Annotated in this window: 23 protein-coding genes and 1 pseudogene; 11 read left to right on the forward strand and 13 right to left on the reverse strand. The window is 71.8% G+C overall.

Features of this window, described 5'->3' with window-relative positions; genetic code table 11:
- Window positions 1-36 precede the first annotated feature (36 nt).
- Window positions 37-669, reverse strand: a pseudogene (locus IE140_RS05595) (class I SAM-dependent methyltransferase); the annotation flags it as partial.
- Between the two features lie 48 nt (window positions 670-717).
- A complete protein-coding gene (locus tag IE140_RS05600; protein WP_109179624.1) occupies window positions 718-1155 on the reverse strand; it encodes a hypothetical protein in 438 nt (145 codons plus the stop codon).
- Between the two features lie 287 nt (window positions 1156-1442).
- Here IE140_RS05600 and IE140_RS05605 point away from each other — a divergent pair, with 287 nt between their 5' ends.
- The 3 genes from IE140_RS05605 to IE140_RS05615 all read left to right on the forward strand — a co-directional run bounded on the left by IE140_RS05605 (window position 1443) and on the right by IE140_RS05615 (window position 4633).
- Window positions 1443-2312 (forward strand): helix-turn-helix domain-containing protein, encoded by an 870-nt coding sequence (locus IE140_RS05605; protein WP_006126587.1) that lies wholly within the window; start codon window positions 1443-1445, stop codon window positions 2310-2312.
- Entirely contained in the window at window positions 2287-3093 is an 807-nt protein-coding gene (locus IE140_RS05610) for an SAM-dependent methyltransferase (RefSeq protein ID WP_093440116.1), read from the forward strand. The genes IE140_RS05605 and IE140_RS05610 overlap by 26 nt, the downstream gene beginning before the upstream one ends.
- Window positions 3094-3178: 85 nt before the next feature.
- Window positions 3179-4633, forward strand: a complete 1455-nt coding sequence (locus tag IE140_RS05615; RefSeq protein ID WP_150196453.1) for a PucR family transcriptional regulator — start codon at window positions 3179-3181, stop codon at window positions 4631-4633.
- A gap of 43 nt (window positions 4634-4676) precedes the next feature.
- On the opposite strand, the gene IE140_RS05620 is transcribed toward IE140_RS05615, so the two are convergent.
- Window positions 4677-5006: a nuclear transport factor 2-like protein gene (locus tag IE140_RS05620; RefSeq protein ID WP_006126583.1), complete on the reverse strand. Its 330-nt coding sequence runs from the start codon at window positions 5004-5006 to the stop codon at window positions 4677-4679.
- Between the two features lie 106 nt (window positions 5007-5112).
- Window positions 5113-5913, reverse strand: coding sequence for an alpha/beta fold hydrolase (locus IE140_RS05625; RefSeq protein WP_150196452.1), 801 nt, complete (start codon window positions 5911-5913; stop codon window positions 5113-5115).
- A 36-nt stretch (window positions 5914-5949) separates the two neighbouring features.
- Between IE140_RS05625 and IE140_RS05630 the strand changes: the two genes are divergently transcribed.
- Window positions 5950-6567 carry a TetR/AcrR family transcriptional regulator gene (locus IE140_RS05630; protein ID WP_150196451.1) on the forward strand — a complete coding sequence of 206 codons (618 nt, stop codon included), beginning with the start codon at window positions 5950-5952 and terminating at the stop codon, window positions 6565-6567.
- Window positions 6568-6633: 66 nt separating this feature from the next.
- Here the strand turns inward: IE140_RS05630 and IE140_RS05635 are convergent, their stop codons facing one another.
- Together IE140_RS05635 and IE140_RS05640 are read right to left on the reverse strand one after the other, a co-directional pair.
- A complete protein-coding gene (locus IE140_RS05635) occupies window positions 6634-7536 on the reverse strand; it encodes a LysR family transcriptional regulator (RefSeq protein ID WP_150196450.1) in 903 nt (300 codons plus the stop codon).
- A 33-nt stretch (window positions 7537-7569) separates the two neighbouring features.
- Window positions 7570-8334 carry an SDR family oxidoreductase gene (locus IE140_RS05640; RefSeq protein WP_006126581.1) on the reverse strand — a complete coding sequence of 255 codons (765 nt, stop codon included), beginning with the start codon at window positions 8332-8334 and terminating at the stop codon, window positions 7570-7572.
- Window positions 8335-8536: 202 nt separating this feature from the next.
- Between IE140_RS05640 and IE140_RS05645 the strand changes: the two genes are divergently transcribed.
- Together IE140_RS05645 and IE140_RS05650 are read left to right on the forward strand one after the other, a co-directional pair.
- A complete protein-coding gene (locus IE140_RS05645; RefSeq protein ID WP_189460109.1) occupies window positions 8537-9376 on the forward strand; it encodes an SDR family oxidoreductase in 840 nt (279 codons plus the stop codon).
- A gap of 45 nt (window positions 9377-9421) precedes the next feature.
- A complete protein-coding gene (locus IE140_RS05650; RefSeq protein WP_189460111.1) occupies window positions 9422-11452 on the forward strand; it encodes a serine/threonine-protein kinase in 2031 nt (676 codons plus the stop codon).
- 95 nt (window positions 11453-11547) lie between these two features.
- On the opposite strand, the gene IE140_RS05655 is transcribed toward IE140_RS05650, so the two are convergent.
- Entirely contained in the window at window positions 11548-12036 is a 489-nt protein-coding gene (locus IE140_RS05655; protein ID WP_189460113.1) for a hypothetical protein, read from the reverse strand.
- A 61-nt stretch (window positions 12037-12097) separates the two neighbouring features.
- On the opposite strand from IE140_RS05655, the gene pip reads away from it, so the two are divergent.
- Window positions 12098-13075 (forward strand): prolyl aminopeptidase, encoded by a 978-nt coding sequence (gene pip / locus IE140_RS05660; RefSeq protein ID WP_150195747.1) that lies wholly within the window; start codon window positions 12098-12100, stop codon window positions 13073-13075.
- A 60-nt stretch (window positions 13076-13135) separates the two neighbouring features.
- On the opposite strand, the gene IE140_RS05665 is transcribed toward pip, so the two are convergent.
- Window positions 13136-14125: an aldo/keto reductase gene (locus IE140_RS05665; RefSeq protein WP_065488432.1), complete on the reverse strand. Its 990-nt coding sequence runs from the start codon at window positions 14123-14125 to the stop codon at window positions 13136-13138.
- Window positions 14126-14402: 277 nt separating this feature from the next.
- Entirely contained in the window at window positions 14403-14999 is a 597-nt protein-coding gene (thpR, locus tag IE140_RS05670) for an RNA 2',3'-cyclic phosphodiesterase (protein WP_150195749.1), read from the reverse strand.
- 102 nt (window positions 15000-15101) lie between these two features.
- Here thpR and IE140_RS05675 point away from each other — a divergent pair, with 102 nt between their 5' ends.
- Window positions 15102-15686, forward strand: coding sequence for a Uma2 family endonuclease (locus IE140_RS05675; RefSeq protein ID WP_150195751.1), 585 nt, complete (start codon window positions 15102-15104; stop codon window positions 15684-15686).
- 61 nt (window positions 15687-15747) lie between these two features.
- Here the strand turns inward: IE140_RS05675 and IE140_RS05680 are convergent, their stop codons facing one another.
- Together IE140_RS05680 and IE140_RS05685 are read right to left on the reverse strand one after the other, a co-directional pair.
- Window positions 15748-17082 (reverse strand): MFS transporter, encoded by a 1335-nt coding sequence (locus IE140_RS05680; protein WP_006126572.1) that lies wholly within the window; start codon window positions 17080-17082, stop codon window positions 15748-15750.
- Window positions 17083-17223: 141 nt separating this feature from the next.
- Window positions 17224-17664, reverse strand: a complete 441-nt coding sequence (locus IE140_RS05685) for a MarR family winged helix-turn-helix transcriptional regulator (RefSeq protein WP_006126571.1) — start codon at window positions 17662-17664, stop codon at window positions 17224-17226.
- A gap of 134 nt (window positions 17665-17798) precedes the next feature.
- Between IE140_RS05685 and IE140_RS05690 the strand changes: the two genes are divergently transcribed.
- Window positions 17799-18032, forward strand: a complete 234-nt coding sequence (locus IE140_RS05690) for a hypothetical protein (RefSeq protein ID WP_032749464.1) — start codon at window positions 17799-17801, stop codon at window positions 18030-18032.
- On the opposite strand, the gene IE140_RS05695 is transcribed toward IE140_RS05690, so the two are convergent.
- Window positions 18025-19479, reverse strand: a complete 1455-nt coding sequence (locus IE140_RS05695; protein WP_093440085.1) for an NCS2 family permease — start codon at window positions 19477-19479, stop codon at window positions 18025-18027. The two genes, IE140_RS05690 and IE140_RS05695, sit on opposite strands and share 8 nt — an antisense overlap.
- Window positions 19480-19689: 210 nt before the next feature.
- Here IE140_RS05695 and IE140_RS05700 point away from each other — a divergent pair, with 210 nt between their 5' ends.
- Both IE140_RS05700 and IE140_RS05705 read left to right on the forward strand, forming a co-directional pair.
- Window positions 19690-20043: a DUF2530 domain-containing protein gene (locus IE140_RS05700; protein WP_150195753.1), complete on the forward strand. Its 354-nt coding sequence runs from the start codon at window positions 19690-19692 to the stop codon at window positions 20041-20043.
- A gap of 153 nt (window positions 20044-20196) precedes the next feature.
- Entirely contained in the window at window positions 20197-22668 is a 2472-nt protein-coding gene (locus tag IE140_RS05705) for an HAD-IC family P-type ATPase (RefSeq protein ID WP_093440080.1), read from the forward strand.
- A gap of 80 nt (window positions 22669-22748) precedes the next feature.
- On the opposite strand, the gene IE140_RS05710 is transcribed toward IE140_RS05705, so the two are convergent.
- Entirely contained in the window at window positions 22749-23615 is an 867-nt protein-coding gene (locus IE140_RS05710; RefSeq protein ID WP_093440077.1) for a DUF5707 domain-containing protein, read from the reverse strand.
- Window positions 23616-23727: the final 112 nt, after the last annotated feature.

Consider the following 23727-nt stretch of genomic DNA (forward strand, 5'->3'; position numbering starts at 1 on the left):
TGCCGGGCGGGCCGCCGGAACGCTTCCCGTCCTCGCTTCGGAGTTGCCGACCTCGCCGGCCGCCGGGGGCCGCAGCCCGGGCGGCGTCGCCGGGTCGAAGCGTTCGTAGCAGCGCTGGACCTCGACGAAGAACTCCTCGGTACCGCCCATCACATGCTGGCTGCGCACCACGGCGAGCGCCCCTCCGGGACGCAGCGCTTCGGCGGCCCGGGGCACGCGTACCGCCGGGTCGATCCAGTGGAACGCGGTCGCCGCGAGCACCACGTCGAACGGCTCCGCGGGCAGCGGCCAGCTCTCGAACTCCGCCGTCACCACCTCCGCCGCCAGGGACTCGGCAAGGTTCCGGCGAGCGATCGCGGCCATGCGCGGGCCCGCCTCCACCGCCGTGATCCGACAGCCCCGCCCGGCGAGCGGCACCGTGGCCTGGCCGGTGCCGCAGCCGATCTCCAGGACACGGCTGCCGGGGACCGCGCCCGCCAGGTCCGCCAGGTCGCCGTACAGCTCCGGCGGATATCCGGGCCTGGCCCGGTCGTACAGCTCCGCGTCGTCGTCGAACGTACGGCTCAGAAGCACCCGCCGGGCTTCTGCGGGACTGTCGTCGCGTCGCGCGGGCTCGGCGCTGCTGCCGGGCGGGCTGTCGGGCCTGTTGTCGGGCCTGTTGTCGGGCATGGCAGCAGGCTAGGCGAGGCTCCGCCCTCGCACGGGCGACCGGCGGAGTCAGTCCTCCTGGCCGTCCGGTGTGGTCGACCGCACCAACGACACCGGCTCCGTCTGCTGGTTGGAGGCGGAGACGCGGGTGGTGTGGCGGGTGAGGCGCAGGCCCATGTCCGTGAGGGCCTCGGTGTCGTAGAGCGCGCACAGCAGCGCGGCCGCGTCCGGGAGCGGCAGCGGTTCCGTGGCGCTGTACCCCAACTGCTCCGCCGTTTCGGGGTCGTCGAGGGCGGCCTGCCGGGCGTGGGCGAGGACCTGGTGTGGGTCGTCGACGACGAGTTCGTCGATCTGGATCCGCTGGGCGCGGACGCGCAGGTCGAGCGGGCGGGGCTGGGCGGGCCGGGGAGCCGCGACGACGGACCGCAGTTTCGGGTGGACCAGAGGGGTCACGTCGGCCAGGCGGGGCAGCGGGGTCGGATCGGTCAGGCCGGTCGAGTGGTTCATGCGGTGGGCTCCAGAGAACGGGCCGCCGGAACGACGGTGCACGGAACGGCAGAGCGGGAGTACGGCCACGGAGTACGGGGTCCCCGTAGCGGGTGGACGGAGGGGCATGGGGCAAGATCGGCCCGGTCTTACCGAGTTGGCGTGTGATGGAGTCGGACATGCTTACCTTGGGAGCGCCGTGCGAGCGTCGCAAGGTGCGCTGTGTGCACTGTGCGCAGACTGCGCGGAATGTCGGACAGATCGAGCCGGAGCGGAACCGAGCGGGACCGGAGCGGGAAGGGGGAACCGTGGCGCGCGAACGGTCGGGCCGTACGGCACGGCACCTGGTCCTGGTGGCCCGCCTGCGGCACCTGCGGGAGGGCGTCGGCCTGTCCGTACCGCAGGCGGCGACGCAGCTGGGCTGGCATCCCTCGACACTGCGACGGCTGGAACAGGCGCAGACCTCCCTCGACGTGGGGCAGGTGTCCGCCCTGCTCGCGCTCTACGGGGCCGGTGCCGCGGAGACGGACGACATCATGGGGCGGCTCAACGCCGCCAACATGCCCGGCTGGTGGCATCCCTGGCGGGACGCCATGGCCCCCTGGCTGATGGACCTGATGAGCGTGGAGTCCGCCGCCAGTGTCGTCCGCACGTGGCATCCGGCGCTGGTCCCGCTGCTGTTGCGGACCCCGGCGTACGCGATGGCCGTGGACGAGGTCATGTTCCCGGAGCGTGACGCGGCCGAGCGGCGGAGGCGGGCGGACTTCCTGGTGGAGCGTCAGAAGCGGCTCCAGGAACAGCAGACCCGGCTCTGGGCCGTCCTGCCCGTCACCGCGCTTCGCTGCCGCGTGGGCGACGACGAGGTGATGCGCGAGCAGCTCGGGATGCTGCAACGGACGGCCGAACGCGGGGATGTGACGATGCAGTTGCACCCCGAGTACGCACCGCCGCACCCCCTCACCGGTGTCCCGGCCCTCTCCCTGTACCGGGTGGAGATCCGGGAGATCGCGGACCACGTGGTGCGGGAGGGCGGGTTGCCCGGCACGGCGGAGGTGTGGGACAGCCCCCACCCCGTGCAGACGTATCAGGGAATGCTGGACGTGTCGTGCGTGATGGCGATACGGCCGGCCCGAACCAGAGAGGTGTTACAGGATGAATACGACCGGAAATGGGCCTGAACTGCCCGCGCAGATCGACACGAGCGTCGCGCACTCCGCACGTGTCTGGAACTACTGGCTCGGCGGCAAGGACAACTTCCCGGCGGACCGGGCGGCGGGCGACGCCTACCGGGGGAAGTACCCGCTGATCGAGACGTTCGCGAAGGAGTCCCGGGACTTCCTGCGCCGGACCGTCACCTATCTCGCCCGGGACGCCGGGATCCGGCAGTTCCTCGACGTCGGGGCGGGGCTGCCGACCGCGAACAACACGCACGAGGTCGCCCAGCGGATAGCCCCGGAGTCCCGGATCGTCTACGTCGACCACGACCCCCTGGTGCTCCTGCACGTCCACGCGCTGCTGACCAGCGCCCCCGAGGGTGCGACCGCCTACGTCGAGGCGGACATGCGCGACACCGAGACCGTCCTCACCGGGGCGGCCAAGACCCTGGACCTGACGCAGCCCGTCGCCCTCGTGATCAGTGACGTCCTGGGGCACATCGTGGACTGGGACGACGCGCTGTCCCTGGTACGGCGGCTGGTGGAGCGCCTGCCCTCCGGCAGCTACCTCTCGCTGAGCCACTCCACCGCGTCCGACGAGGCCCACCGGGCCGTCCAGGACGAGTACAACGCGAGCGGCGCGATCCCGTACATCTTCCGGGAGCCGGAGACCACGGTCGCCTTCTTCGACGGTCTGGAGATGGTGGAGCCGGGGATGGTGTCCTGGCCGAACTGGCGGCCCGACGCGAACACCGGCACCACCACGGCCCGCGCCGGATGGGGCGCGGTCGCCCGCATTCCCTGATCCGCGCCCGGACCCGCCGCCCAACTGCCGTGTCGCGTACGGGGTTTCCCGTACGCGGCACGCACGGCCCGCAGAGGCTCTCCTCATGAGCACCACCACAGGTACGCCCGGCCACGAGGCCGCCTGCCCGGGCGGCGCCCGGCACGCGCAGGAGACGACGGACCGGCTGCTGCGGGCGGCGACCCGGTCCGGTGCGCATCTGATCGCCGAGGCCGCGCTGCTGGTCCAGGGGTGGGCGGTGCTGGCAGACCCGATCGCCGGGGCCGTCTACAGCACCCCCGCCGCCGCGGCCGCCGACGGGGTGCACGCGGCCGCCGACCCGTACGAACACCCGCACTGCCTCCAGCGCCCGGCGGCCGGAGCCGTCCTCGTCCTGGCCCCCGGGCCCACCGTCCCGCCGGAGCAGGCAGCCCGCGTCGCCACGTCCACCGCGGCCCTCCTGGAGGTGCGCGGGCAGCGGGCGGCGGAGTTGCGGGGCGAGCAGATGCGGCTGCACACCTCCCTCGTCCGGCTGCTGCTGGCCGGGCACACCGCCGCCGTCGCCGACACCCTGGGCGGGAGCCGGCTCACCCATGTCACGGTCTACCGGCTCACCGGGGCCGACGTCCCCACCGCCCACCAGGTCCTGTGGCGGGCCGTGGGTCCCTCACTCGCCCCGCACGCCGACGCCTGCACCCTGCTGGGCCGGCTGGACGGCGAACTCGTCGTCGCGGAACTCCACCGGGGCGGTGACGACGGGCGGGTCCTGCGCCTGGTCTCCCGGGTGAGCGAGCGCCACCAGCTGCTCGCGGGCATGGCCGGGCCGCTGCCCCTGGCGGAGATGCCCGCCGCCCACAGCGACGCCGCGGCCGCCCGGCACAGCGCCACCCCCGACCGCCGGATCGTCCCCGCCGACGCCGTCGGCACCTCCCGGCTCGCGCCCCTGCTGCCGACCGCCCGGTACGCCCGCTGGGCGGGATCCGTACGGCGCCCGCTGACCCCGGCCAACCAGCACCTGCTCCTGGTGTGGCTCCGCACCGGCTCCAAACCCCGGGCCGCCGCCGCGCTCGGTCTGTCCGCCGGTACGGTACGGGCCCGGATACGCGAGCTGTCCCGGCTGCTCCGCGCGGACCTGGAGGACGCCACCGTGCAGGCGCATCTGCTGCTCGTCCTCCGCGCGCCCGCCTCCGCCGAGATCCCCGGGGGCGAGACCGGGGCCGCCTCCGCCCGTCTGGAGACTCTGCCGGACGGCATCCTGGACACCGAGGCGGTCCGGGCCTGGGCCCACGGCCTGGTCGGCGGACTGGAGCCGCATCTGAGGATCGCGCTGGCCTGCTGGCTGGACCATCACGCCAGGACCGCACCGGCGGCCGCCGAACTGCACGTCCACCGCACCACCCTGTCCAACTGGCTCACCCAGTGCGCGGAGCACCTCGCCCAGAACCTCGGCGACGCCACCGTGCGCGCCGAGGTCCACCTCGCACTACGGGCCACCCGGACCGGTCCCGACGACCCGGCGGCCCTCCCCCGGCGCGGCGGACGCACCTACCGCCGGCTGTGACCGGCGGTGAAGGAACGGCCAGGACCTCGCGGGGTCCATGCACCTAGGACGGCGCCTGGCCCGTTTCGAAGCGGCTGACGCGGTCGCCGGTGACCGTGAAGACCCAGCGGGTCCGCATCGTGCCCCAGGTGTCGTTCGTGTAGTCGACGACGAGGACGCGGCCGTCGCCGGAAGCCTCCACGACCTCCATGCGGCCGTTGGCTTGCGGCGAGAAGATCTCCTTCTCCGTCCAGGCGGCCAGGTCCCGTTCGCTGCCGTCGTCGGACATGGTGGCGTCCTCGGTGAGGACGTCGGCGAAGAAGGCGTCCTTGTCGCCCGCGTTCACCGCGGCGATGAACTTCTCCACCACCGGGTCGCTGATCGACGTGGCCATCGTGTTCCTCCTCGATGCGGGGTGCGCCCGGGGCGGGCCCCGGAGATCCGTACCGAGTCTCTGCCGGTCGGCCCGCCGCCGCATGTCGGACGCGCCCCCACCCCGCTCACCCGGTGACGGCCAGCGCCTCCATCAGCCGGGCCAGCTCCGCCGGGGCCTGGAGGTGGGCCATGTGCCCCTGGCCGGGGAGTTCGTGGACCCCGGCGCGGGGGACGCGCCGGGCGACGTCGTCGAACGATGTTCCGTAGGGGGCCGTGCCCCGATTGGCCCCGCCGACGATCAGGTCGACGCGGTCCGCCCGCCGGGCGAGGGAGTCCGGCGCGGGCTCCCCGTACAGCGCGGCCGTCTCGGCGTAGATCGGCGCGGCCAGTCGGCACAGTGCCTCCCACACCTCGGGGTCGGCGCGCAGCGCGTCGACGACCGCTTCGTCGAGACCGGCGATCCGCCGGTGCACGATCTCCACGGCAGCGTCCCGGTCCGCCGCCTCGTCGGCCGCCTTGAGGTCCGGGAGCACGTCGAGGCCGAACGGCCGTATCACCGGCTCGTACGCGATCACCTGGCGCAGTGGCCGTTCGTCCGCCGCCAGCAGGGCGATGAGGCCGCCGTAGCTCCAGCCGAAGAGGGTCCGGGCGCCGCCGAGCCGGTCGAGGACCACCCCGAGGTCCGCCACCTCGGTGCGCAGGGAGTAGGCGGCGGTCATCGGGCCCGAGGGCGCACGGCCCCGGCGGTTGACGACCGCCACCGACGGCCACGCGTCCACGGCGGTCGCGACAGTACGCCAGCCGAGGGCGTCGCTCATCGCGCCCGGGACCACGACGAGGCCCGGGGTGTCCGGCTCCCCGTACACGTCGACCGTGACCCAGCTGCCGTCGCCGACCGGAAACCTTTTCTGAATCGTTCGCTCCATAAACCCATTATGGTGCGATCGCTCTACAATGCAAGGGTGCCCCAGCCGAAACGTGGACGCCCACGAGCCTTCGACCGCGACCGCGCGCTCCTCGACGCCGCCCGCCTCTTCTGGCGACGCGGCTACTCGGGCACGTCGACCCGCGACCTGACCGCACAGCTCGGCCTCTCCACCTCCAGCCTCTACGGAGCCTTCGGCAGCAAGGCCGAGCTGTTCGAGGAGGCGGTGCGGACCTACGCCGAGCGCTACCGGGAGATCTACGAACAGGCCGTCGCCGCAACGGAGTTCCGGACTGTCGTCGAACGCGTCCTGATCGACTCCGTCCACGAGTTCACCCGGCCCGACGACGAACACCCCGGCTGCCTGCTCAGCAGCGCCGCCATGGCCGACAGCACCAGCACCCTCGACACCAGCGCCTACTTCGCCGAACTCCAGGGCCACAACGAACGGATCCTCTGCGCACGCGTCGAACGCGCCGTCAAGGAGGTTGAGTTGCCGACGGACTCGGACGCGTCGGCCCTGACCGGGCTCATCCAGTCGATCTGGCACGGGCTGTCGGCGCGGGCCAATCTCGGCGCGGACCGCGCGGACCTGCTCGCGGTCGCCCGGCTGGGCCACACGTTGATCTGCGGGCCGGCCGCCCCTTCGCGGTGACCGCCCGGACAGGGGCCCGGCCGGACGCCACGGGGGCCCGCCGAGGTGCGCACCACCTCGCCCGCGTCACTCCGCGAGAAAGCCGCTCCCCCTCTTCCCCGCGGTCCGCTCCAGGAAGACATCCCGCCCCGGGCACGTCGTGTGCGCGGGCCACAGCGCGTGGACCGGAACGTGTACGGGCGGGTCCAGGTCGACGACGTACGCCGCGCCGCCCGCCGCCGGGCCCGGGGACGTCGTGACGAAGGCGATGCGGCCGGTCGCGGTGACGGCGGTGACGGGCGGCGTGCCCTGGACCGGGTTGCGCCGGACGTCCGGTTCGACGCCCGCCTGACGGCACAGGCCGATCAGGAGGTCCGTGTACGCGGACGAGCCCGCCTCGCCCCACACCGTGAGCGGCCGGCCGCCCAGGTCGGCCAGGGCCACGGCGGGCCGGCCGGCGAGCGGGTCACCCGCGGGGACGGCGACCCGCAGGCGGTGTTCGGCGATCCGGGCCCGGGTCAGCCCCGTATCGGCGGGCATGGCACGGGTCAGGCCCAGGTCGCATGCGCCGGTGAGGAGTTGCTCGCGCAGTTCGTCGGGGAAGAGCTGGCGGACGTGGGCCTGTATGCCCTGCTCCTCCGCGCCCGCCCGGGTCAGCAGCTCGACGACCTCCTCCGCCGTGACCGCCGGGGTGTGGCCGATCCGCAGATGCCCGGCCCGGCCGCGCCCGATGCGCCGGGCCCGGTCCAGGGCGGCGAGCGCCTGGGCGCTGAGCGCCCGGGCGTCGTCGATGAGGGCCTGCCCGGCCGGGGTCGGGGTCACGTACTGGTGGCCCCGGTCCAGGAGCCGGACGCCGACGTGCCGCTCCAGGGTGCGGATGGAGGTGCTCAGCGCCTGCTGGCTCAGGTGCAGCCGTTCGGCCGCCCGGGTGAACCCGCCCTCCTCGGCGACGGCGACGAGATGCTCCAACTTGCGCAGGTCCAGACTCACGCGGTCCTCCCGGACGCCGTCTGCCGACGGGGATCAGCGGACCGTGTAGCCGCCGTTGGCGAAGATCGTCTGACCGGTGATCCAGCCGCCCTCGGTGACGAGGAACGTCACCAGCGGCGCGATGTCCTCGATCTCCGTCAGCCGGCCGCCCATCCCCTGGGACTTGTGGAACTCCACCCGCTCCGGCGTCTCCTGCGGGTAGAAGAACGGTGTGTCCATCGGCCCCGGGGCCACATTGTTCACCGCGATCCCGCGCGGCGCGAACTCCTTGGCCGCCGCCCGGGTGAAGTGCTCCAGCGGGGCCTTGGCGCCCGCGTAGGTGGAGTACCCGTCCGTGAACGCTGCGAGCAGGGACGTCACCAGGCTGACGATGCGACCGCCGTCGTTGAGGCGCGCACCGGCCTCCTGGAGGAAGAAGTACGCCGCCTTGGAGTTGATCGCGAACATGCGGTCGTACTCCTCCTCGGTCGTCTCGGCGATCGGCTTCCGCAGCACCATGCCCGTGGTGTTCACGGCGACGTCCACCCCGCCGAAGGCGTCGAGCGCCTGGTCGAAGAGGCTGCGGACCCCCTCGACGCGGGTCAGGTCCTCGCGGACGACGACGGCCTGGGCACCCGTGCCCCGTACGGCCTCCGCAGTCTTCTCGGCATCGGCCGCGGTGTTCTCGCCGTGGTAGTGGACGACGACGTTCGCTCCGGCCTCGCCCAGCGAGCGACTGATCAGGCCTCCGAGATTCTTCGCGCCCCCGGCGACGACGGCGGTCCTGCCCTTCAGCGACTGCTGCTGCTTCTCACTCATGACGGATCCCCTCTCCGATATGTACCGTTCGTTGCGGTTTCCGATGTCCACGCTAGGAGCGGCGGCCGCCGAGGGGAAACAGAAAGATCGCGTCGCCCCACCAGGAAGATGGGTCACCGCAGGTCAGCACAGGTCGCCGCAGGTCGCCGCGGTGACCGGAAACGCCATTGACGTACGCCTACGGGTCACGAAGGATCACCGCGTGACGATCACCGCGCACCCCTCCCCCTCCCCGTACTCCGATCCCGCCCCGTCCCGCCCCGTCGCCCTGATCACCGGCGTCGGCCGCAGCATCGGCATCGGCGCGGGCATCGCGCGGCGGCTGGCGGCCTCCGGCTGGGACATCGCCTTCACCTACTGGACGCCGTACGACCGCCGGATGGAGTGGGGCGTCGAGGCCGGGGCCGCCGAGGCCATCGCGAAGGAGCTGGCGGAAGCCGGAGCCCGTACGGCGGCGATCGAGGCGGACCTCACCGGCCCCGACGCACCGGCCCGCATCTTCGACGAGGCCGAACAGCGCCTCGGCGGGCCGGTGACCGCGCTCGTCCTCTCGCACGCGGAGTCGGTGGACTCGGGGCTGCTCGACACCACCGTGGAGGCGTTCGACCGGCACTTCGCGGTGAACTCCCGGGCCAGTTGGCTGCTGATCCGGGAGTACGGGCTCCGCTTTCGCGGCGCGCCCGGCAGCACTGCGGCCGGCACCGAGCCCCGCACCCCCACCGGCCGGATCGTCGCACTCACCAGCGACCACACCGTGGGCAACCTCCCCTACGGCGCCAGCAAGGGGGCCCTCGACCGCATCACGCTCGCCGCAGCGCACGAGCTGGCCCACCTCGGAGTGACGGCGAACGTCGTCAACCCCGGCCCGATCGACACCGGATGGATGACCGACAACCTGCGCGAGTCCCTGGTCCGGGGCACCCCGCTCGGCCGGCTCGGCACCCCGCGGGACACCGCCCACCTGGTGGACTTCCTCTGCTCCCCCGAAGGTCAGTGGGTCAACGGACAGTTGCTGAAGAGCAACGGCGGCGCGGCTGCCTAGAAGGTGTCTAGTCTGACCTGGTCCATGTAGTGCACAGGGGGTTGTATGCACAGCGAAGACCGGGCCGGCGGAGCGGGCGACGGGCAGAGAGCGGACGACGGGCAGGGCGGGCGCTTCGCCGACCGCCGGGCGGACGACGAAGCCCCCCGGACCGTGATCGACGGCCGCTACGAGCTGCTGGAGCGGATCGGCAGCGGCGGCATGGGCGAGGTCTGGAAGGCCCACGACCGGCGGCTGAACCGGTTCGTCGCCGTGAAGGGCCTGCTCGACCGGAACGCCATGACCGCGGGCACACAGGCGACGGCGATGCAGCGCGCCCGGCGCGAGGCGGAGGCCATCGCCAAGATCGAGCACCAGAACGTGGTGACGGTCCACGACCAGGTCGAGACCGACAACCAGGTCTGGATCGTGATGAAGCTCCTCGAAGCACGGTCCCTCGCGGACCTGTTGAGCCGTGACGGGGTCCTCGCCGTGCCGCGGGCCGCGAACATCGGCCTCCAGGTGCTCCAGGGCCTGCGGGCGGTCCACGCGGCGTCGGTCGTCCACCGCGATGTGAAGCCCGGCAACGTCCTCGTCCGGGACGACGGCCTCGCGATCCTGGTCGACTTCGGCATCGCCACCTTCGAGGGCGCGGACCGGGTGACCCGGACCGGCAGCGTCATCGGCACCCCCTCCTACCTGGCCCCCGAACTCTTCGCCCCCGCATCCCCCGGCCCCACGCCCGCCTCCGACCTGTGGGCGCTCGGCGTGACGCTGTACGAGGCGGTCGAGGGCCGCGTGCCGTTCGCCGGGCAGGAGGTGTGGGAGGTCCAGGAGAACATCCGGCAGTCCCCCGACCCCGTCCTCCGGTACGCCGGTCCCCTCGCACCCGTCGTCCAGGGGCTGTTGGTCATCGATCCCCGGGAGCGGCTGGACGCGGCCACGGCGGAGGCGATGCTCCGGGAGGTGCTCGCCGACCCCGCCTCGCCGAACGCGGGCGCGGCGACGCATCCGCCCACGGCGGTCTCCACCTCGAACCCCTCGACGCCCCCGACGCCCGCGCTGCGCCCGGCCGTTCCGCCCCCGGCGCCCGCCGTGCCCGCCCCTGTCACCGCTTCCGCGCCGCGTCCTCCGACGGCGGGCAAGCGGCGCCCCCGACACCGCGGTTGGCAGATCGCGGCGGCCGTGGTGAGCGTGGCGCTGCTGGCCGGCGCGGGCTGGCTGGTCGCACAGGGCGACGGCGAGGACGGCGAACAGGGCGACCGGGCCGGATCGACGGAGGGACAGGGCAACAGCGGCAGCCAGGAGCGGTGGAAGGACACGCACCCCACCCTGGAGATCGGCGTCAAGGACGACCAGCCCGGGCTGAGCAAGTTCGACAGGAAGACGCGCACGTACCGGGGTTACGACATCGACCTGGCCTACGCGATCGCCGAGTCCATGGGGTACGGCAAGGGCGAGGTCGCCTTCACCACGGTTGCCACGGACTACCGGTCCACCGCGCTGAAGACGAAGCAGGTGGACCTGGTCATCGCCTCCTACAGCATCACCGACGACCGCAAGACAGCCGGCCCCGACGGCTACAGCGTCGACTTCGCGGGCCCGTACTACGAGGCCAGCCGGGGGTTTCTGGTCCGCGAGAAGTCGGCGAAGTACACGATCAACGACTCCAGCGATCTGCGGGACCTGGGCGTCGAGGTGTGCACGGCGAGGGAGTCGACGTACGAGAAGGCGCTGCCGAAACAGGGCTTCACCATGGCCGAGTCGCAGCCCAACACCTATCAGGACTGTCTGGACAAACTGCTGGACCCGAAGTCCGACGTGTACGCGGTGGCCTCGGACGACATCATTCTCGCCGGGTACGTCGAGGCCAACCCGGGCAAGGTCCGGCGGCTGGAGAACATCCAGGGCGCGGAGGGCTACGGCGTGGCGATGCGGCCGAAGTCGCGTGTCCTGAAGGGCGAGGTGTGCTCGGCGCTGCGGACGATCCTGGCCGGCCGGGTCTGGGAGGACATGTACAAGGAGAACCTGTCGGGCCTGGTGGGCGACAAGAACCCGCCGGGGCGCCCTGAGTTGACGGAGTGCGAGGGGTACTGAAGAGCGCGGCGGGGCCGGGGCCGGGGCCGGGCGCACGGCGGCTTCGCGGCACGCCCGGCCCCGGCTCACCGCGGCACGCCCGGCCCCGCCCGGGCTCACCGTTCCGGGAACCGCTCCCCGCACCGGCTGCAGAACACCGGCGCGGGATCCTGCGACAGCTTCCCGCACTCCGGGCAGACCCGGTCCAGCATGCAGGGCCCCTCGCCACCCTCGTACGCCCCGCTCGGCGGCTTGATCGCCAGGCCGGGGCGGCGGCGGTGGACGGTGAGGTACGCGAGCCCGTCCGGCCCCGCCGCAAGCGCGCGCCGGGACGTACGGGGCAGCCAGAGGACGGTGCCGGGCGCGAAATCCAGGACCTGACCATCGCCCGCCCGTAGGAGACCCGCCCCCTCCAGCACCACCAGCAGCACATCGAGCACGTCCTCCTGGTGCTCACCGACCTCGGCGCCGGGCGGCAGTCGCACCAGATTGGCGTCCAACTCCCGCCCCGACTCGGCCAGATGCCACAGCGCACCGCGCTCGCCGGGAGCGGCGGCGGACAGCAGATCGTCGATGACGGCGAGGACCCGGGGAGCAGCGTTCACGGCGTCCAGGCTACGCCGCTGCCGTAGGCTGTCCGGCCGACTCACGAGGGAGGGCACGGGAATGGACCGGGCACGGGACGACACGCGGTATCCGCCGATCGAGCCGTACGAGAGCGGCATGCTGGACGTCGGGGACGGCAACCTCGTGTACTGGGAGGTGTGCGGCAACCCGGACGGCAAGCCGGCCCTCGTGGTGCACGGCGGCCCCGGGTCCGGCTGCTCGCCCGGCTCCCGCCGGTACTTCGACCCGGACCGCTATCGGGTGGTCCTCTTCGACCAGCGGGGCTGCGGCCGCTCGACGCCGCACGCGAGCGACCCGGCGACGGACATGCGGCACAACACGACGGCCCACCTGATCGCCGACATGGAACGCCTGCGGGACCACCTGAACATCGACGAGTGGCTGCTGTACGGGGGCTCGTGGGGCTCGACGCTGATCCTGGCGTACGCCGAGGAGCACCCGGAGCGGGTCACGGAGGTGGTGATCCAGGCGGTGACGACGACCCGCCGCAGCGAGATCGACTGGCTCTACCGGGGCGCCGGGCAGCTCTTCCCCGAGGCCTGGGCCGCCTTCCGCGCGGGCGTCCCCGAGGCGGACGACCCGGCCGGCCTGGTCGCCGCGTACGCCCGCCGGATGGAGAGCCAGGACGCGGCCGTACGGGAGAAGGCGACGACGGACTGGTGCGCCTGGGAGGACGCGGTCGTCTCGATGGAGGCGGTCCCGGGCCCGGCCCCGTACAGCGGCCGCCCGGACCGCGACCAGCAGGCGCTCGTCCGGATCTGCTCCCACTACTTCGCCCACGGCGCCTGGCTGGAGGAGGGCCGGCTCCTGGCCCGCGCCCACCGCCTGACCGGCATCCCGGCCGCCCTGATCCACGGCCGCTTCGACCTCGCGGGCCCCCTGATCACCGCCTGGGAACTGGACCGTGCCTGGCCGGACGCCACACTGACGGTCATCGACAACGCGGGCCACATGGGCGGCACGGAGACCCGGCGGGCGGTGCTGGCGGCGCTGGACGGGTTCGCGGGGAAGGTGTGAGGCCCGCCCCCGGCTGAAGCACTCCCGGGGACGGGCTCGCACACGACGCCTGCGCGGCTCCTACCAGGCGAACGCCTCGGGCGAAGGGCCCGGGCCCGGGAAGATCTCGTCCAGGCCGGTGAGGACCGCCTCCGGGAGGTCCAGCTCCAGTGCCCGCAGCGCGCTGTCCAGCTGCTCGGCGGTGCGCGGGCCGACGATCGGGCCCGTGATGCCGGGGCGGGTCAGCAGCCAGGCCAGGGCCGCCTCGCCGGGCTCCAGGCCGTGCTTGTCGAGGAGGTCCTCGTACGCCTGGAGCTGCGCACGGGTCGCGGGGTCGGCCAGGGCGTCGGCCGCGCGGCCCGAGGCGCGGCGGCCGCCCTCGGTCGTCTTCTTGATCACGCCGCCCAGCAGGCCGCCGTGCAACGGGGACCAGGGGATGACCCCGAGGCCGTACTCCTGCGCGGCCGGGATGACCTCCATCTCGGCGCGGCGCTCGACCAGGTTGTAGATGCACTGCTCGCTGACCAGGCCGAGCGAACCGCGCCGGGCGGCCTGCTCGTTGGCCTGGGCGATCTTGTAGCCGGAGAAGTTGGACGATCCGGCGTAGAGGATCTTGCCCTGCTGGACCAGGACGTCGATCGCCTGCCAGATCTCGTCGAAGGGCGTGTTCCGGTCGACGTGGTGGAACTGGTAGAGGTCGATGTGGTCGGTCTGGAGGCGCTTGAGCGAGGCGTCGACCGCGCGCCGGATGTTCACGGCGGAGAGCTTGTCGTGGTTCGGCCAGGCCTCGCCGTCGGCGCCCATGTTCCCGTACATCTTGGTGGCCAGGACCACCTTGTCGCGCCGGCCGCCGCCCTGGGCGAACCAGGTGCCGAGGATCTCCTCGGTGCGCCCCTTGTTCTCGCCCCAGCCGTAGACGTTGGCCGTGTCGAAGAAGTTCAGGCCCGCGCCGAGCGCGGAGTCCATGATCGCGTGACTGTCCGACTCATTGGTCTGCGGACCGAAGTTCATCGTCCCGAGAACGAGCCGGCTGACCTTGAGTCCCGTACGTCCGAGCTGTGTGTACTTCATGGCGCCCAAGCCAACTCCTTCGAGTCCACTCCAGGCAAGCACGCACCCCGGACAGGTCCGGGACGCGCCGGGCCGCCCTGCGGCATGTCACACCGCCCGGCGGCCCGCCGGGCCGGTTCTCAGCCGCCGAGGGCGGCCCCCACGGCGACGACGACGAATATCAGCACGAGTACGGCCGCCATGATGCGGTTTCTGGTCTTCGGGTCCACCCTTCGAGCGTAACGGCACCACTCACCGGACCCGGCCGCCGGGCCGCCCCGGGCGTCACGGCGGCACCTCACCCGCCCAGCGGCCAGGCCCGCACCGCCGTGTAGCGCGGCCGCTCCCCCGGCACCCCGGACACCGGCAGATGACTTCGTACGAGCGTGAGCTCGGCGGCCTCCCAGCGCCGCCCCTCGAACCCCGCCAGCGCCGCGGCGAAGGGCCGCAGGTCGGCCGCGCCCCGGCTCCGGGCCAGGGTGAGGTGCCGGGTGTAGCGGCGGTGCTCCTCCATCGGCAGCCCGGTCCGCCGGGCGGCGGCCTCGGCGCGCTCGGCGAGCAGTCGCAGGGTGTCGAGCCCGCCTGCCGCCCCGGCCCACAGCGCCCGCCCGCCGAAGTGCCCGGCCCCGTGCACACGGAGCGCGAAGGGCGCGGTCCGGCGCGCGGCCCGCTCCAGGCGTGCCTCCAGCTCCGGCCGCACGTCCTCGGGCACCTCGCCGTAGAACGCCAGCGTGAAGTGCCAGCCCTCGGGGCCCGTCCAGCGCAGGTCCCGCGCCCCGGGCAGAGCGTGCAGCGGCGCGAGAGCCGCACGGAGCTCCGCCACGGCCGCCTCGGGCGGCAGGACGACGGCGAAGAGGCGCACGGTGGCCGGACGACCGGGATCGCTGCTGCTCATGCGCGCGAGTCTGGCAGGTCCGGGCGTGTCCCACGGACCGGGCCTATCGTTGTACTACGCGGCTGCCCGCACGCCCGTGCGGCAGCGGGGAGGAGCGGCACGATGACCGTCGTAGACACCGACAGGATCGACATGGCCGACACCAGCGACGAGCGCACTCTGGACGAGATGTTCGAGTGGCTTGAGCCCACCCCCGAGGGATACAAGGTCGAGATCGTCGAGGGGGCCGTCTACATGTCGCCGCAGCGGGACACGCACTGGGAGATCACCTTTGACATCTTGGAGCAGCTCCGCACGACGTACGAACGCCGGCAGTTGAAGACCGACGTACGCATCGACCTCCCCGGCCACCTCAACGGCTTCGCCTCCGACGTCGTCGCCCTCTCGCCCGACGCCGTCAAGGGCGAGGACGGCCGCTGGCGCTACCAGGACATCGAGTTCGTCGCCGAGGTGATCTCGAAGGCCACCGCGGCGAACGACTACGGCATCAAGAAGGCCGTCTATGCCACCGCCGGTGTCCCCGTGTACCTCATCGTCGACCCGTACACCGGGACCTGGCATCTGCACACGCTCCCGAAGGAGGACGAGTACCGCAGCGTGCTGAGCCTCGACTTCGGCACCCCCGTCGACCTGACCTCGACCGTCGTCGGCCTCACCCTCGCCACCGACGCCTTCCCCCGCGACTGACCCCGCGCCCCGGCATGCGAAAGGCGCCCTCCCCGCTCCGGGGAGGGCGCCTTCGCATGGCTCACGCCGCCGTCGCCAGCTGCTCGCGCGGGACGAAGCGGACGTGCGGGCGGCCCGGGCGGAGGTCGACCTTCAGGCGGAGGCCGCCGACGCGGGCCAGGGCGAAGCCGACCGCCAGCGCGGCGATCACCGAGATCGCGCCGCCGGCCGCGAAGCCGGTGCGGGCGCCGTACGTGTCGCTGATCCAGCCGACGATCGGGGCCCCCACCGGCGTACCCCCGGCGAAGACCATCATGTACAGGCTCATCACCCGGCCCCGCATCTCCGGGTCGGCGGCCATCTGGACGCTCGTGTTCGCGGTGATGTTCGTCGTCAGGCCCAGCATGCCGATCGGGACCAGGAGGATCGAGAACAGCCAGACCGTCGGGGAGAGCGAAGCCGCGATCTCCAGCAGCCCGAACGCCGTACCCGCCGCCACCAGCATCCGCAGCCGCGAGGAGCGGCGGCGGGCCGAGAGCAGTGCGCCGGCCAGCGAACCGGCCGCCATCAGGATGTTGAAGAAGGAGTACATGCCCGCGCCGCCGTCGAAGATCTCGTCGGCGAAGGCGGTCAGCCAGATCGGGAAGTTGAAGCCGAACGTGCCGACGAAGCCGACCAGGACGATCGGCCAGATCAGCTCGGGGCGGCCCCGGACGTAAGCAAGGCCCTCACGGAGCTGGCCCTTGGCGCGGGGCACGGTCACCGAGGCGTGCAGCTCGTTCGTGCGCATCATCAGCAGGCCGACGAGCGGAGCCAGGAAGGACAGCCCGTTGAGCAGGAACGCCCAGCCGCTGCCGACCGTGGTGATCAGGACACCCGCGACGGCGGGGCCGATGAGCCGGGCGGACTGGAAGTTCGCCGAGTTCAGGCTGACCGCGTTGCGCAGCTGCGCGGGGCCGACCATCTCGGAGACGAACGACTGACGCGCCGGGTTGTCGACGACGGTCACCATGCCGAGCAGGAACGCCACCAGGTAGACGTGCCAGACCTCGACGACCCCCGACAGGGTCAGGACGGCCAGCGCGATACCGCACAGGCCGAGCATGGCCTGGCTGACGAGCAGGATCTGCCGCTTCGGGAGGCGGTCGGCGATGACGCCGCCGTACAGGCCGAAGAGCAGCATCGGAAGGAACTGCAGGGCCGTGGTGATGCCTACGGCGGTGGCGGAACCCGTCAGGCTCAGCACGAGCCAGTCCTGCGTGATGCGGGACATCCAGGTACCGGTGTTGGAGATCACGGCGCCCGTGGCGAACAGGCGGTAGTTGCGGATCTTCAGCGACGAGAAGGTCCCGCCGGTCGTGCTCTCGTGGGTGGAAGTCGGTGCGGGGGCGGAGTCTGCTCCGGGTCCCGTACTCAAAAGGGTTCATCTCCTCGTACGTCTGCGGCGTGCGGTCCGACGAGGACGTGACGACGGGCGCTCCGGCGGTGATCCGGTCCGGTCCGGCCGTATACAGGGATACGGTCCGGCGGGTGGATCACCGTCGGCGCGCCCGTGGGGTCACAGGTGGGCGAGCTTCTCCAACACGGGCGCGGCGGCCCGAAGCGTCTCCCACTCGTCCTCGTCCAGGCCCTCGGCGAGGTGGGCCAGCCAGGCGTTCCGCTTGGTGCGGCTCTCCGCGAGCATGGCCTCGGCCTGCTCGGTCTGGCTGACCCTCTTCTGCCGACGGTCATCGGGGTGCGGTTCCAGCCTGACCAGCCCCTTCGCCTCCAGCAGCGCGACGATGCGGGTCATCGACGGCGGCTGTACGTGCTCCTTGCGGGCCAGCTCACCGGGGGTGGCCGAGCCGCAGCGGGCGAGAGTGCCGAGCACCGACATCTCGGTGGGGCTCAGCGACTCGTCGACACGCTGGTGCTTCAGGCGTCGGCCCAGCAGCATCACGGCGGAGCGGAGGGAGCTCACGGCGGCGGCACTGTCGCCGTCGTGGATCAGGTCAGGCATGTTTGTTAGCGTAACTCATTACCCAATCTAAATACCACCCGGTTACACCTCCCGTAAATTCCGATCACCCGAACGAGTGAGTTGGAAGCGGAAAGTGACGCAAAGAGCGCTCCGGGGCGGCGACCCTGCTGGACATGGGATCGACAGTGCTCAGCCTGCGGATAGACGGTGAGCTGCTCGACCGGCTCCGGCAGCACGCCGCGAAACGCGGAATGAGCGTCCAGGACTACGTGGTCCGGACGCTCATCCGCGACGACTTCGACGAACGCTTCAAGGTGGCCGTCGAGGAGACGGAGAAGTTCTACGGAGAGACGGAGAAGCTCTGCGGGCCGACAGGCCCTGCGGTGACCAGGGACCCGATCACGTGAGGCCGAGCGCCGGCATCGCGTAGTAGAAGACGAAGACCGCCGACACCACGTACATCGCGATCGGCACCTCACGGCCCCGGCCCGCCGCCAGGCGCAGCACGGAGAAGGCGACGAAGCCGATGCCGATGCCGTTGGTGATCGAGTACGTGAACGGCATCATCACCATCGCGAGGAACGCGGGGATCGCGAGCGTGTAGTCGCTCCAGTCGATGTCCCGCACCGAGCCCGCGATGATCAGGAAGCCGACCGCCAGCAGGGCGGGAGTGGCCGCCTGCGACGGGACCATGGTCGCCAGCGGTGTGAGGAACAGCGCCACCGAGAAGAGCAGACCGGTCACCACGCTCGCCAGTCCGGTGCGGGCGCCCTCGCCGACGCCCGCGGTGGACTCCACGAAGCACGTGGTGGCGGAGGCGGAGGTCGCCCCGCCCGAGGCGACCGCGATGCCGTCCACGAACAGCACCTTGTTGATGCCGGGGAAGTTGCCCTTCTCGTCCATCAGCTTCGCCTCGTCACCGACGCCCAGGATGGTGCCCATCGCGTCGAAGAAGCAGGAGAGCAGCACGGTGAAGACGAACAGCACGCCGGTCAGATAGCCGACCTTCTCGAAGCCTCCGAACAGGCTGACCTCACCGAGCAGCCCGAAGTCCGGCGCGGAGACCGGATTGCCCGGCCACGCGGGCGTCGTCAGACCCCACGCCCCGTCGGGCAGACCGGCCACCGCGTCGATGACCACGGCGACGACCGTCATGGCGACGATCGAGATCAGGATCGCGCCGGGCACCTTGCGCACGATCAGCGCGAGCGTGAGCAGCGCGCCGAGTACGAAGACGAGAACCGGCCAGCCGTTGAGGTGACCGTCGCCGCCGAGCTGGAGCGGCACGGTGGTCATGGCGGCGTCCGGGATGCGCGAGACGAAGCCGGAGTCGACCAGGCCGATCAGCAGGATGAACAGGCCGATACCGATCGCGATGCCCTTGCGGAGCGACCTCGGCACGGCGTTCATCACGCGTTCCCGCAGCCCGGTGGCGACCAGCAGCATCACCACGACACCCGCGAGGACGACCATGCCCATCGCGTCCGGCCAGCTCATCCGGGGGGCGAGCTGGAGCGCGACGACGGTGTTGACGCCGAGGCCGGCGGCGAGTGCGATCGGCACGTTGCCGATGACGCCCATGAGCAGCGTGGAGAAGGCGGCGGAGAGCACGGTGGCGGTGACCAGCTGACCGTTGTCGAGCTGGTGGCCGTACATGTCCTTCGCGCTGCCCAGGATGATCGGGTTGAGCACGATGATGTACGCCATCGCGAAGAACGTGGCGAACCCGCCGCGGAACTCACGGGCGACGGTCGACCCCCGCTCGGAGATCTTGAAGAACCGGTCCAGGCTGCCCGTGGGCTGCGGAGCCGCGGGGGGCGGGGAGTCGACCGGAGCGGTGGCCGAGGGGGGCATGGGTGACCTCAGTCGTACGTAGGGGAGGCGGAGCAAAGGACGAGAGGTGATCGAATTTGGATGTTCCGACGAACAATTCGAGCCAGCCCAAAGCAGATTCAGTATGAATACATCAAGCGAAGATCGCTATCTCCGCGCGTAGACCCGTGTGGCGACCGCCCCGCCACCCGCCGCCCGGGTGGTCCGGACCCGTCCCCATACACTGAACACATGGAGAAGTGGACACCGAAGCACGAGGCGCCCGAACCCCTGGAGGGCCCCGTCGTCGCCACCGTCGTCGGCGGCACGATCCTCTGGTTCGTCCTCTTCCTCGCCCAGCTCCCCTTCTACGGCTGGTTCGCCGACCACGGCCACACCTGGTGGGTGTGGACCCCGCTGGCCGGCGCCGGACTCGGCCTGATCGGCATCTGGTACGTGCGCGGCCGCGACGCCGCCCTCAAGCGCCACGCGGCCCGGGCCGAGGGCAAGGACGCGGCGACGGGGGCCGAGGCGGCCGACAAGGCGCTGAGCTCGGACAAGGCGCTGAGCGGCGACCGGCCGGACCGCGCCGACCGGACCGCCTGACGCGTCCCGCTGCCGTCGGCGCGTCCCACGACCGCCTGACGCGCCCCACGTCGGGCACCTCCGTACAACCACGGGACCGACTTCGTCCTCCCCTGGTCGGATCTTCGACCCCCCGGCGGGAGATTGGGCGCACGCGCCCGTAACGTCGGACCCATGACGCAGCGGGCACTCGATTCCTCCGGGGAGCAGACCCCCGGCCCCTCCCGGCCGGCCATGATCGACGCGGGGGCGGAACTCGATCCCGTGCACCCCATGGAGCCACCGCCGCCGCCCCATCGCCCGGATGGTCTGAGCACCGCCGAGGTCGCCGAACGGGTCGCACGCGGTGAGGTCAACGACGTACCCGTACGCTCCTCGCGCTCGATCACCGAGATCGTCCGGGCCAACGTCCTCACCCGGTTCAACCTGATCATCGGCGTGCTCTGGGTGATCATGCTGTTCGTCGCGCCGATCCAGGACAGCCTCTTCGGCTTCGTGATCGTCGCCAACACCGGCATCGGCATCATCCAGGAGTGGCGGGCCAAGAGGACCCTGGACAGCCTCGCAGTGATCGGCGAGGCGAAGCCGACCGTGCGGCGCGACGGGGTCGCCGCCGAGATCTCCACCTCCGAGATCGTCCTCGGCGACCTGGTCGAGCTGGGCCCCGGGGACAAGGTGGTCGTGGACGGCACGGTCGCCGAGGCCGACAGCCTGGAGATCGACGAGTCGCTGCTGACCGGGGAGGCCGACCCGGTGCTCAAGCGGGCCGGTGACCCGGTGATGTCGGGCAGCTTCGTCGTCGCGGGCGGCGGGGCGTTCACCGCGACGAAGGTGGGGCGCGAGGCGTACGCCGCGCAGCTCGCCGAGGAGGCCTCGCGCTTCACGCTCGTCCACTCGGAGCTGCGCAGCGGCATCAGCACGATCCTGAAGTACGTCACGTGGATGATGGTGCCGACGGCGATCGGGCTGATCATCAGCCAGCTGGTGGTGAAGGACAACAACTTCAAGGACTCGGTCGCCAGGACCGTGGGCGGCATCGTCCCGATGATCCCCGAGGGCCTGGTGCTCCTCACCTCCGTCGCCTTCGCCATCGGCGTCGTCCGCCTGGGCCGCAAGCAGTGCCTGGTGCAGGAGCTGCCGGCCATCGAGGGCCTGGCCCGGGTCGACGTGGTCTGCCTGGACAAGACGGGCACGCTGACCGAGGGCGGCATGGACGTCACCGAGGTCCGGCCGCTGAACGGGAGCGACGAGGCGTACGTCGAGGAGGTGCTGCGGACGTTCGGCGCCTCGGACCCCCGGCCCAACGCCAGCCTCCAGGCCATCATCGACGCGTACCCGGTGGACGGGGAAGCCGCCTGGACGGTCACCGACGCGATGCCGTTCTCCTCCGCCCGCAAGTACAGCGGCGCGGCGTTCACCGAGGCCGACGGGACGGCTTCCGCCTGGCTGCTCGGCGCGCCCGACGTCCTGCTGTCCGAGGGTGACGCGACCCTCGCCGAGATCGAGCAGCTCAACGAGCAGGGTCTGCGGGTGCTGCTGCTGGCCCGGGTGCAGGGCGACGACCTCGACGCGCCCGGCGCGGCCGCCGGAGCCGCCCCCACGGCCCTGGTCGTCCTGGAGCAGCGGCTGCGGCCGGACGCGGGCGACACGCTCGCCTACTTCGCCGACCAGAACGTGGCCACCAAGGTCATCTCCGGCGACAACGCGGTCTCGGTCGGCGCGGTCGCCGGGAAGCTGGGCCTGGCGGGCGCGGAGAACACCCTCGACGCCCGCAGGCTGCCCACCGACCCGGACGAGATGGCCACGGCCATGGAACAGAACGCGGTCTTCGGCCGGGTCACCCCGCAGCAGAAGCGGGACATGGTCGCGGCCCTCCAGTCGCGCGGCCACACGGTCGCGATGACCGGCGACGGTGTGAACGACGTGCTGGCCCTCAAGGACGCCGACATCGGCGTCTCGATGGGTTCGGGGTCGGAGGCGACCCGCGCGGTGGCGCAGATCGTGCTGCTGAACAACAGCTTCGCGACGCTGCCGTCGGTGGTGGCGGAGGGCCGCCGGGTGATCGGCAACATCACCCGGGTCGCGACGCTCTTCCTGACCAAGACGGTCTACTCGGTGCTGCTGGCGATCCTGGTGGTCTGCACCCAGGTGGAGTACCCGTTCCTGCCGCGGCACCTGACCCTGCTGGCCACGCTGACCATCGGCGTCCCCGCGTTCTTCCTGGCGCTCGCGCCCAACAAGGAACGGGCCCAGCCCCACTTCGTACGCCGGGTCATGCGGTACGCGATCCCCTCGGGCGTCATCGCGGCTGCGGCCACCTTCACCACGTACCTGGTGGCACGGCACCACTACACCGGCGAGGGCGCCCTGGACGCGGAGACGAGCGCGGCGACGCTGACGCTGTTCCTGGTCGCGATGTGGGTCCTGGCGATCATCGCCCGCCCGTACACCTGGTGGCGGATCGGCCTGGTGGCGGCGATGGGGCTCGGCTTCCTGATCGTGCTCGTGGTGCCGTGGCTCCAGGACTTCTTCGCGCTGAAGCTGGTCGGCACGACGATGCCGTGGACGGCGGTCGGCATCGCGGTGGCGGCGGCGGCCCTGCTGGAGTTCGTCTGGCGCTGGGTGGGGCGGCGCTTCGGGGTGTAGGCCGCGGACAGCGGACATGCGGACATGGGGCAGCCCCCGGGAGGACGGTGATCCTCCCGGGGGCTTTCCGTGTGCGGGTTCTACTTCACGTCGACGAAGTCACCGCCGGCCGAGACGGCCGGGGTGGTCGACGTACCGGCGAAGCTGTAGCGCCAGTAGCCGTCGGACGACGCCTTGACGGTGGTCTTCAGAGAGCCGGTGGAGCTGGAGGTGACGGTCTTGACCGTCGTGTAGCTCGTGGCCCCCTTCTTCCGGAACTGGAGCTTCACGGGCTGGTTGGTGTAGCCCTTGTACGTGTTGGTGTCCCAGTGGGCTCGGGTCAGGCTGCCGGTGACCGTGAGGGTGCCGCCCTTCTTCACGGGCTCCGGACCGGCGTTCACGGTCAGCTTCGAGAAGCGCTGGAGCGAGGTCTTGGCCACGGCGTAGTTCTCGATGACGTCGACGTCGTTGGTGAGGGCGGCCGCGCCGATGGTCCAGGAGCCCGCGAGCTCGTTGTACAGGACCGCCGGGTCGAAGGTGACGGTCATCTTGCAGGTGGTGGTGGTCGCGCTGACCACCGTGCACTTCGAGGTTTCCTCGTTCTGGTCGATGCCGACGCTGTCAGGGTCGTCGATGGACGAACCCTTCCAGACGAAGGCGTAGATGTCCGAGACACCGGAGGGGGCGCTGGCGGTAACCGACAGGCTGTAGGTCTGCGGCGTCTTGGTGCCCGCGACGGCGGGCTTGCCGCCGTTGAGGACGGCGGTGGTGATCTGCCCGGCGCCGGCCTTCGCGGTGGCGCCGAACGAGCTCTTCGCCTTGCCGGACTCCGCCTTCGAGGGCTGGGAGTCCGAGAACGGCTGGGGTGCCGACCAGGAGCGGTCGTCCTCGGCCTGCGCGGCCGGTACTGCGAGAGCGGAAAGGGCCAGGGCGCCGGAAACGGCGGCCACGGTGGCACGAATACGCATGTGTCCCCAAGTGGAGAATGGGGCCCCGGGGCGCGCTTGCGTCGCCGGCCCGGCGGGGCCCGTCTGTTCCTGTGAACCTGTTGGCTCACAGGAACAGACATGCGAATCACAT

This window comes from Streptomyces parvus (genome assembly GCF_014648875.1).
In the GTDB taxonomy this organism is placed as follows: domain Bacteria; phylum Actinomycetota; class Actinomycetes; order Streptomycetales; family Streptomycetaceae; genus Streptomyces; species Streptomyces parvus.

Bases quoted from the DNA above. Each gene is read 5' to 3' on its own strand.
- IE140_RS05675 (WP_150195751.1), top strand. From the start codon at position 15,102: ATGACCGTCGTAGACACCGACAGGATCGACATGGCCGACACCAGCGAC.
- IE140_RS05695 (WP_093440085.1), bottom strand. From the start codon at position 19,479: ATGCCCCCCTCGGCCACCGCTCCGGTCGACTCCCCGCCCCCCGCGGCT.
- IE140_RS05615 (WP_150196453.1), top strand. From the start codon at position 3,179: ATGAGCACCACCACAGGTACGCCCGGCCACGAGGCCGCCTGCCCGGGC.
- IE140_RS05600 (WP_109179624.1), bottom strand. From the start codon at position 1,155: ATGAACCACTCGACCGGCCTGACCGATCCGACCCCGCTGCCCCGCCTG.
- IE140_RS05700 (WP_150195753.1), top strand. From the start codon at position 19,690: ATGGAGAAGTGGACACCGAAGCACGAGGCGCCCGAACCCCTGGAGGGC.
- IE140_RS05710 (WP_093440077.1), bottom strand. From the start codon at position 23,615: ATGCGTATTCGTGCCACCGTGGCCGCCGTTTCCGGCGCCCTGGCCCTT.
- IE140_RS05620 (WP_006126583.1), bottom strand. From the start codon at position 5,006: ATGGCCACGTCGATCAGCGACCCGGTGGTGGAGAAGTTCATCGCCGCG.
- IE140_RS05705 (WP_093440080.1), top strand. From the start codon at position 20,197: ATGACGCAGCGGGCACTCGATTCCTCCGGGGAGCAGACCCCCGGCCCC.
- pip (WP_150195747.1), top strand. From the start codon at position 12,098: ATGGACCGGGCACGGGACGACACGCGGTATCCGCCGATCGAGCCGTAC.
- thpR (WP_150195749.1), bottom strand. From the start codon at position 14,999: ATGAGCAGCAGCGATCCCGGTCGTCCGGCCACCGTGCGCCTCTTCGCC.
- IE140_RS05625 (WP_150196452.1), bottom strand. From the start codon at position 5,913: ATGGAGCGAACGATTCAGAAAAGGTTTCCGGTCGGCGACGGCAGCTGG.
- IE140_RS05690 (WP_032749464.1), top strand. From the start codon at position 17,799: ATGGGATCGACAGTGCTCAGCCTGCGGATAGACGGTGAGCTGCTCGAC.
- IE140_RS05685 (WP_006126571.1), bottom strand. From the start codon at position 17,664: ATGCCTGACCTGATCCACGACGGCGACAGTGCCGCCGCCGTGAGCTCC.
- IE140_RS05665 (WP_065488432.1), bottom strand. From the start codon at position 14,125: ATGAAGTACACACAGCTCGGACGTACGGGACTCAAGGTCAGCCGGCTC.
- IE140_RS05610 (WP_093440116.1), top strand. From the start codon at position 2,287: ATGAATACGACCGGAAATGGGCCTGAACTGCCCGCGCAGATCGACACG.
- IE140_RS05650 (WP_189460111.1), top strand. From the start codon at position 9,422: ATGCACAGCGAAGACCGGGCCGGCGGAGCGGGCGACGGGCAGAGAGCG.
- IE140_RS05640 (WP_006126581.1), bottom strand. From the start codon at position 8,334: ATGAGTGAGAAGCAGCAGCAGTCGCTGAAGGGCAGGACCGCCGTCGTC.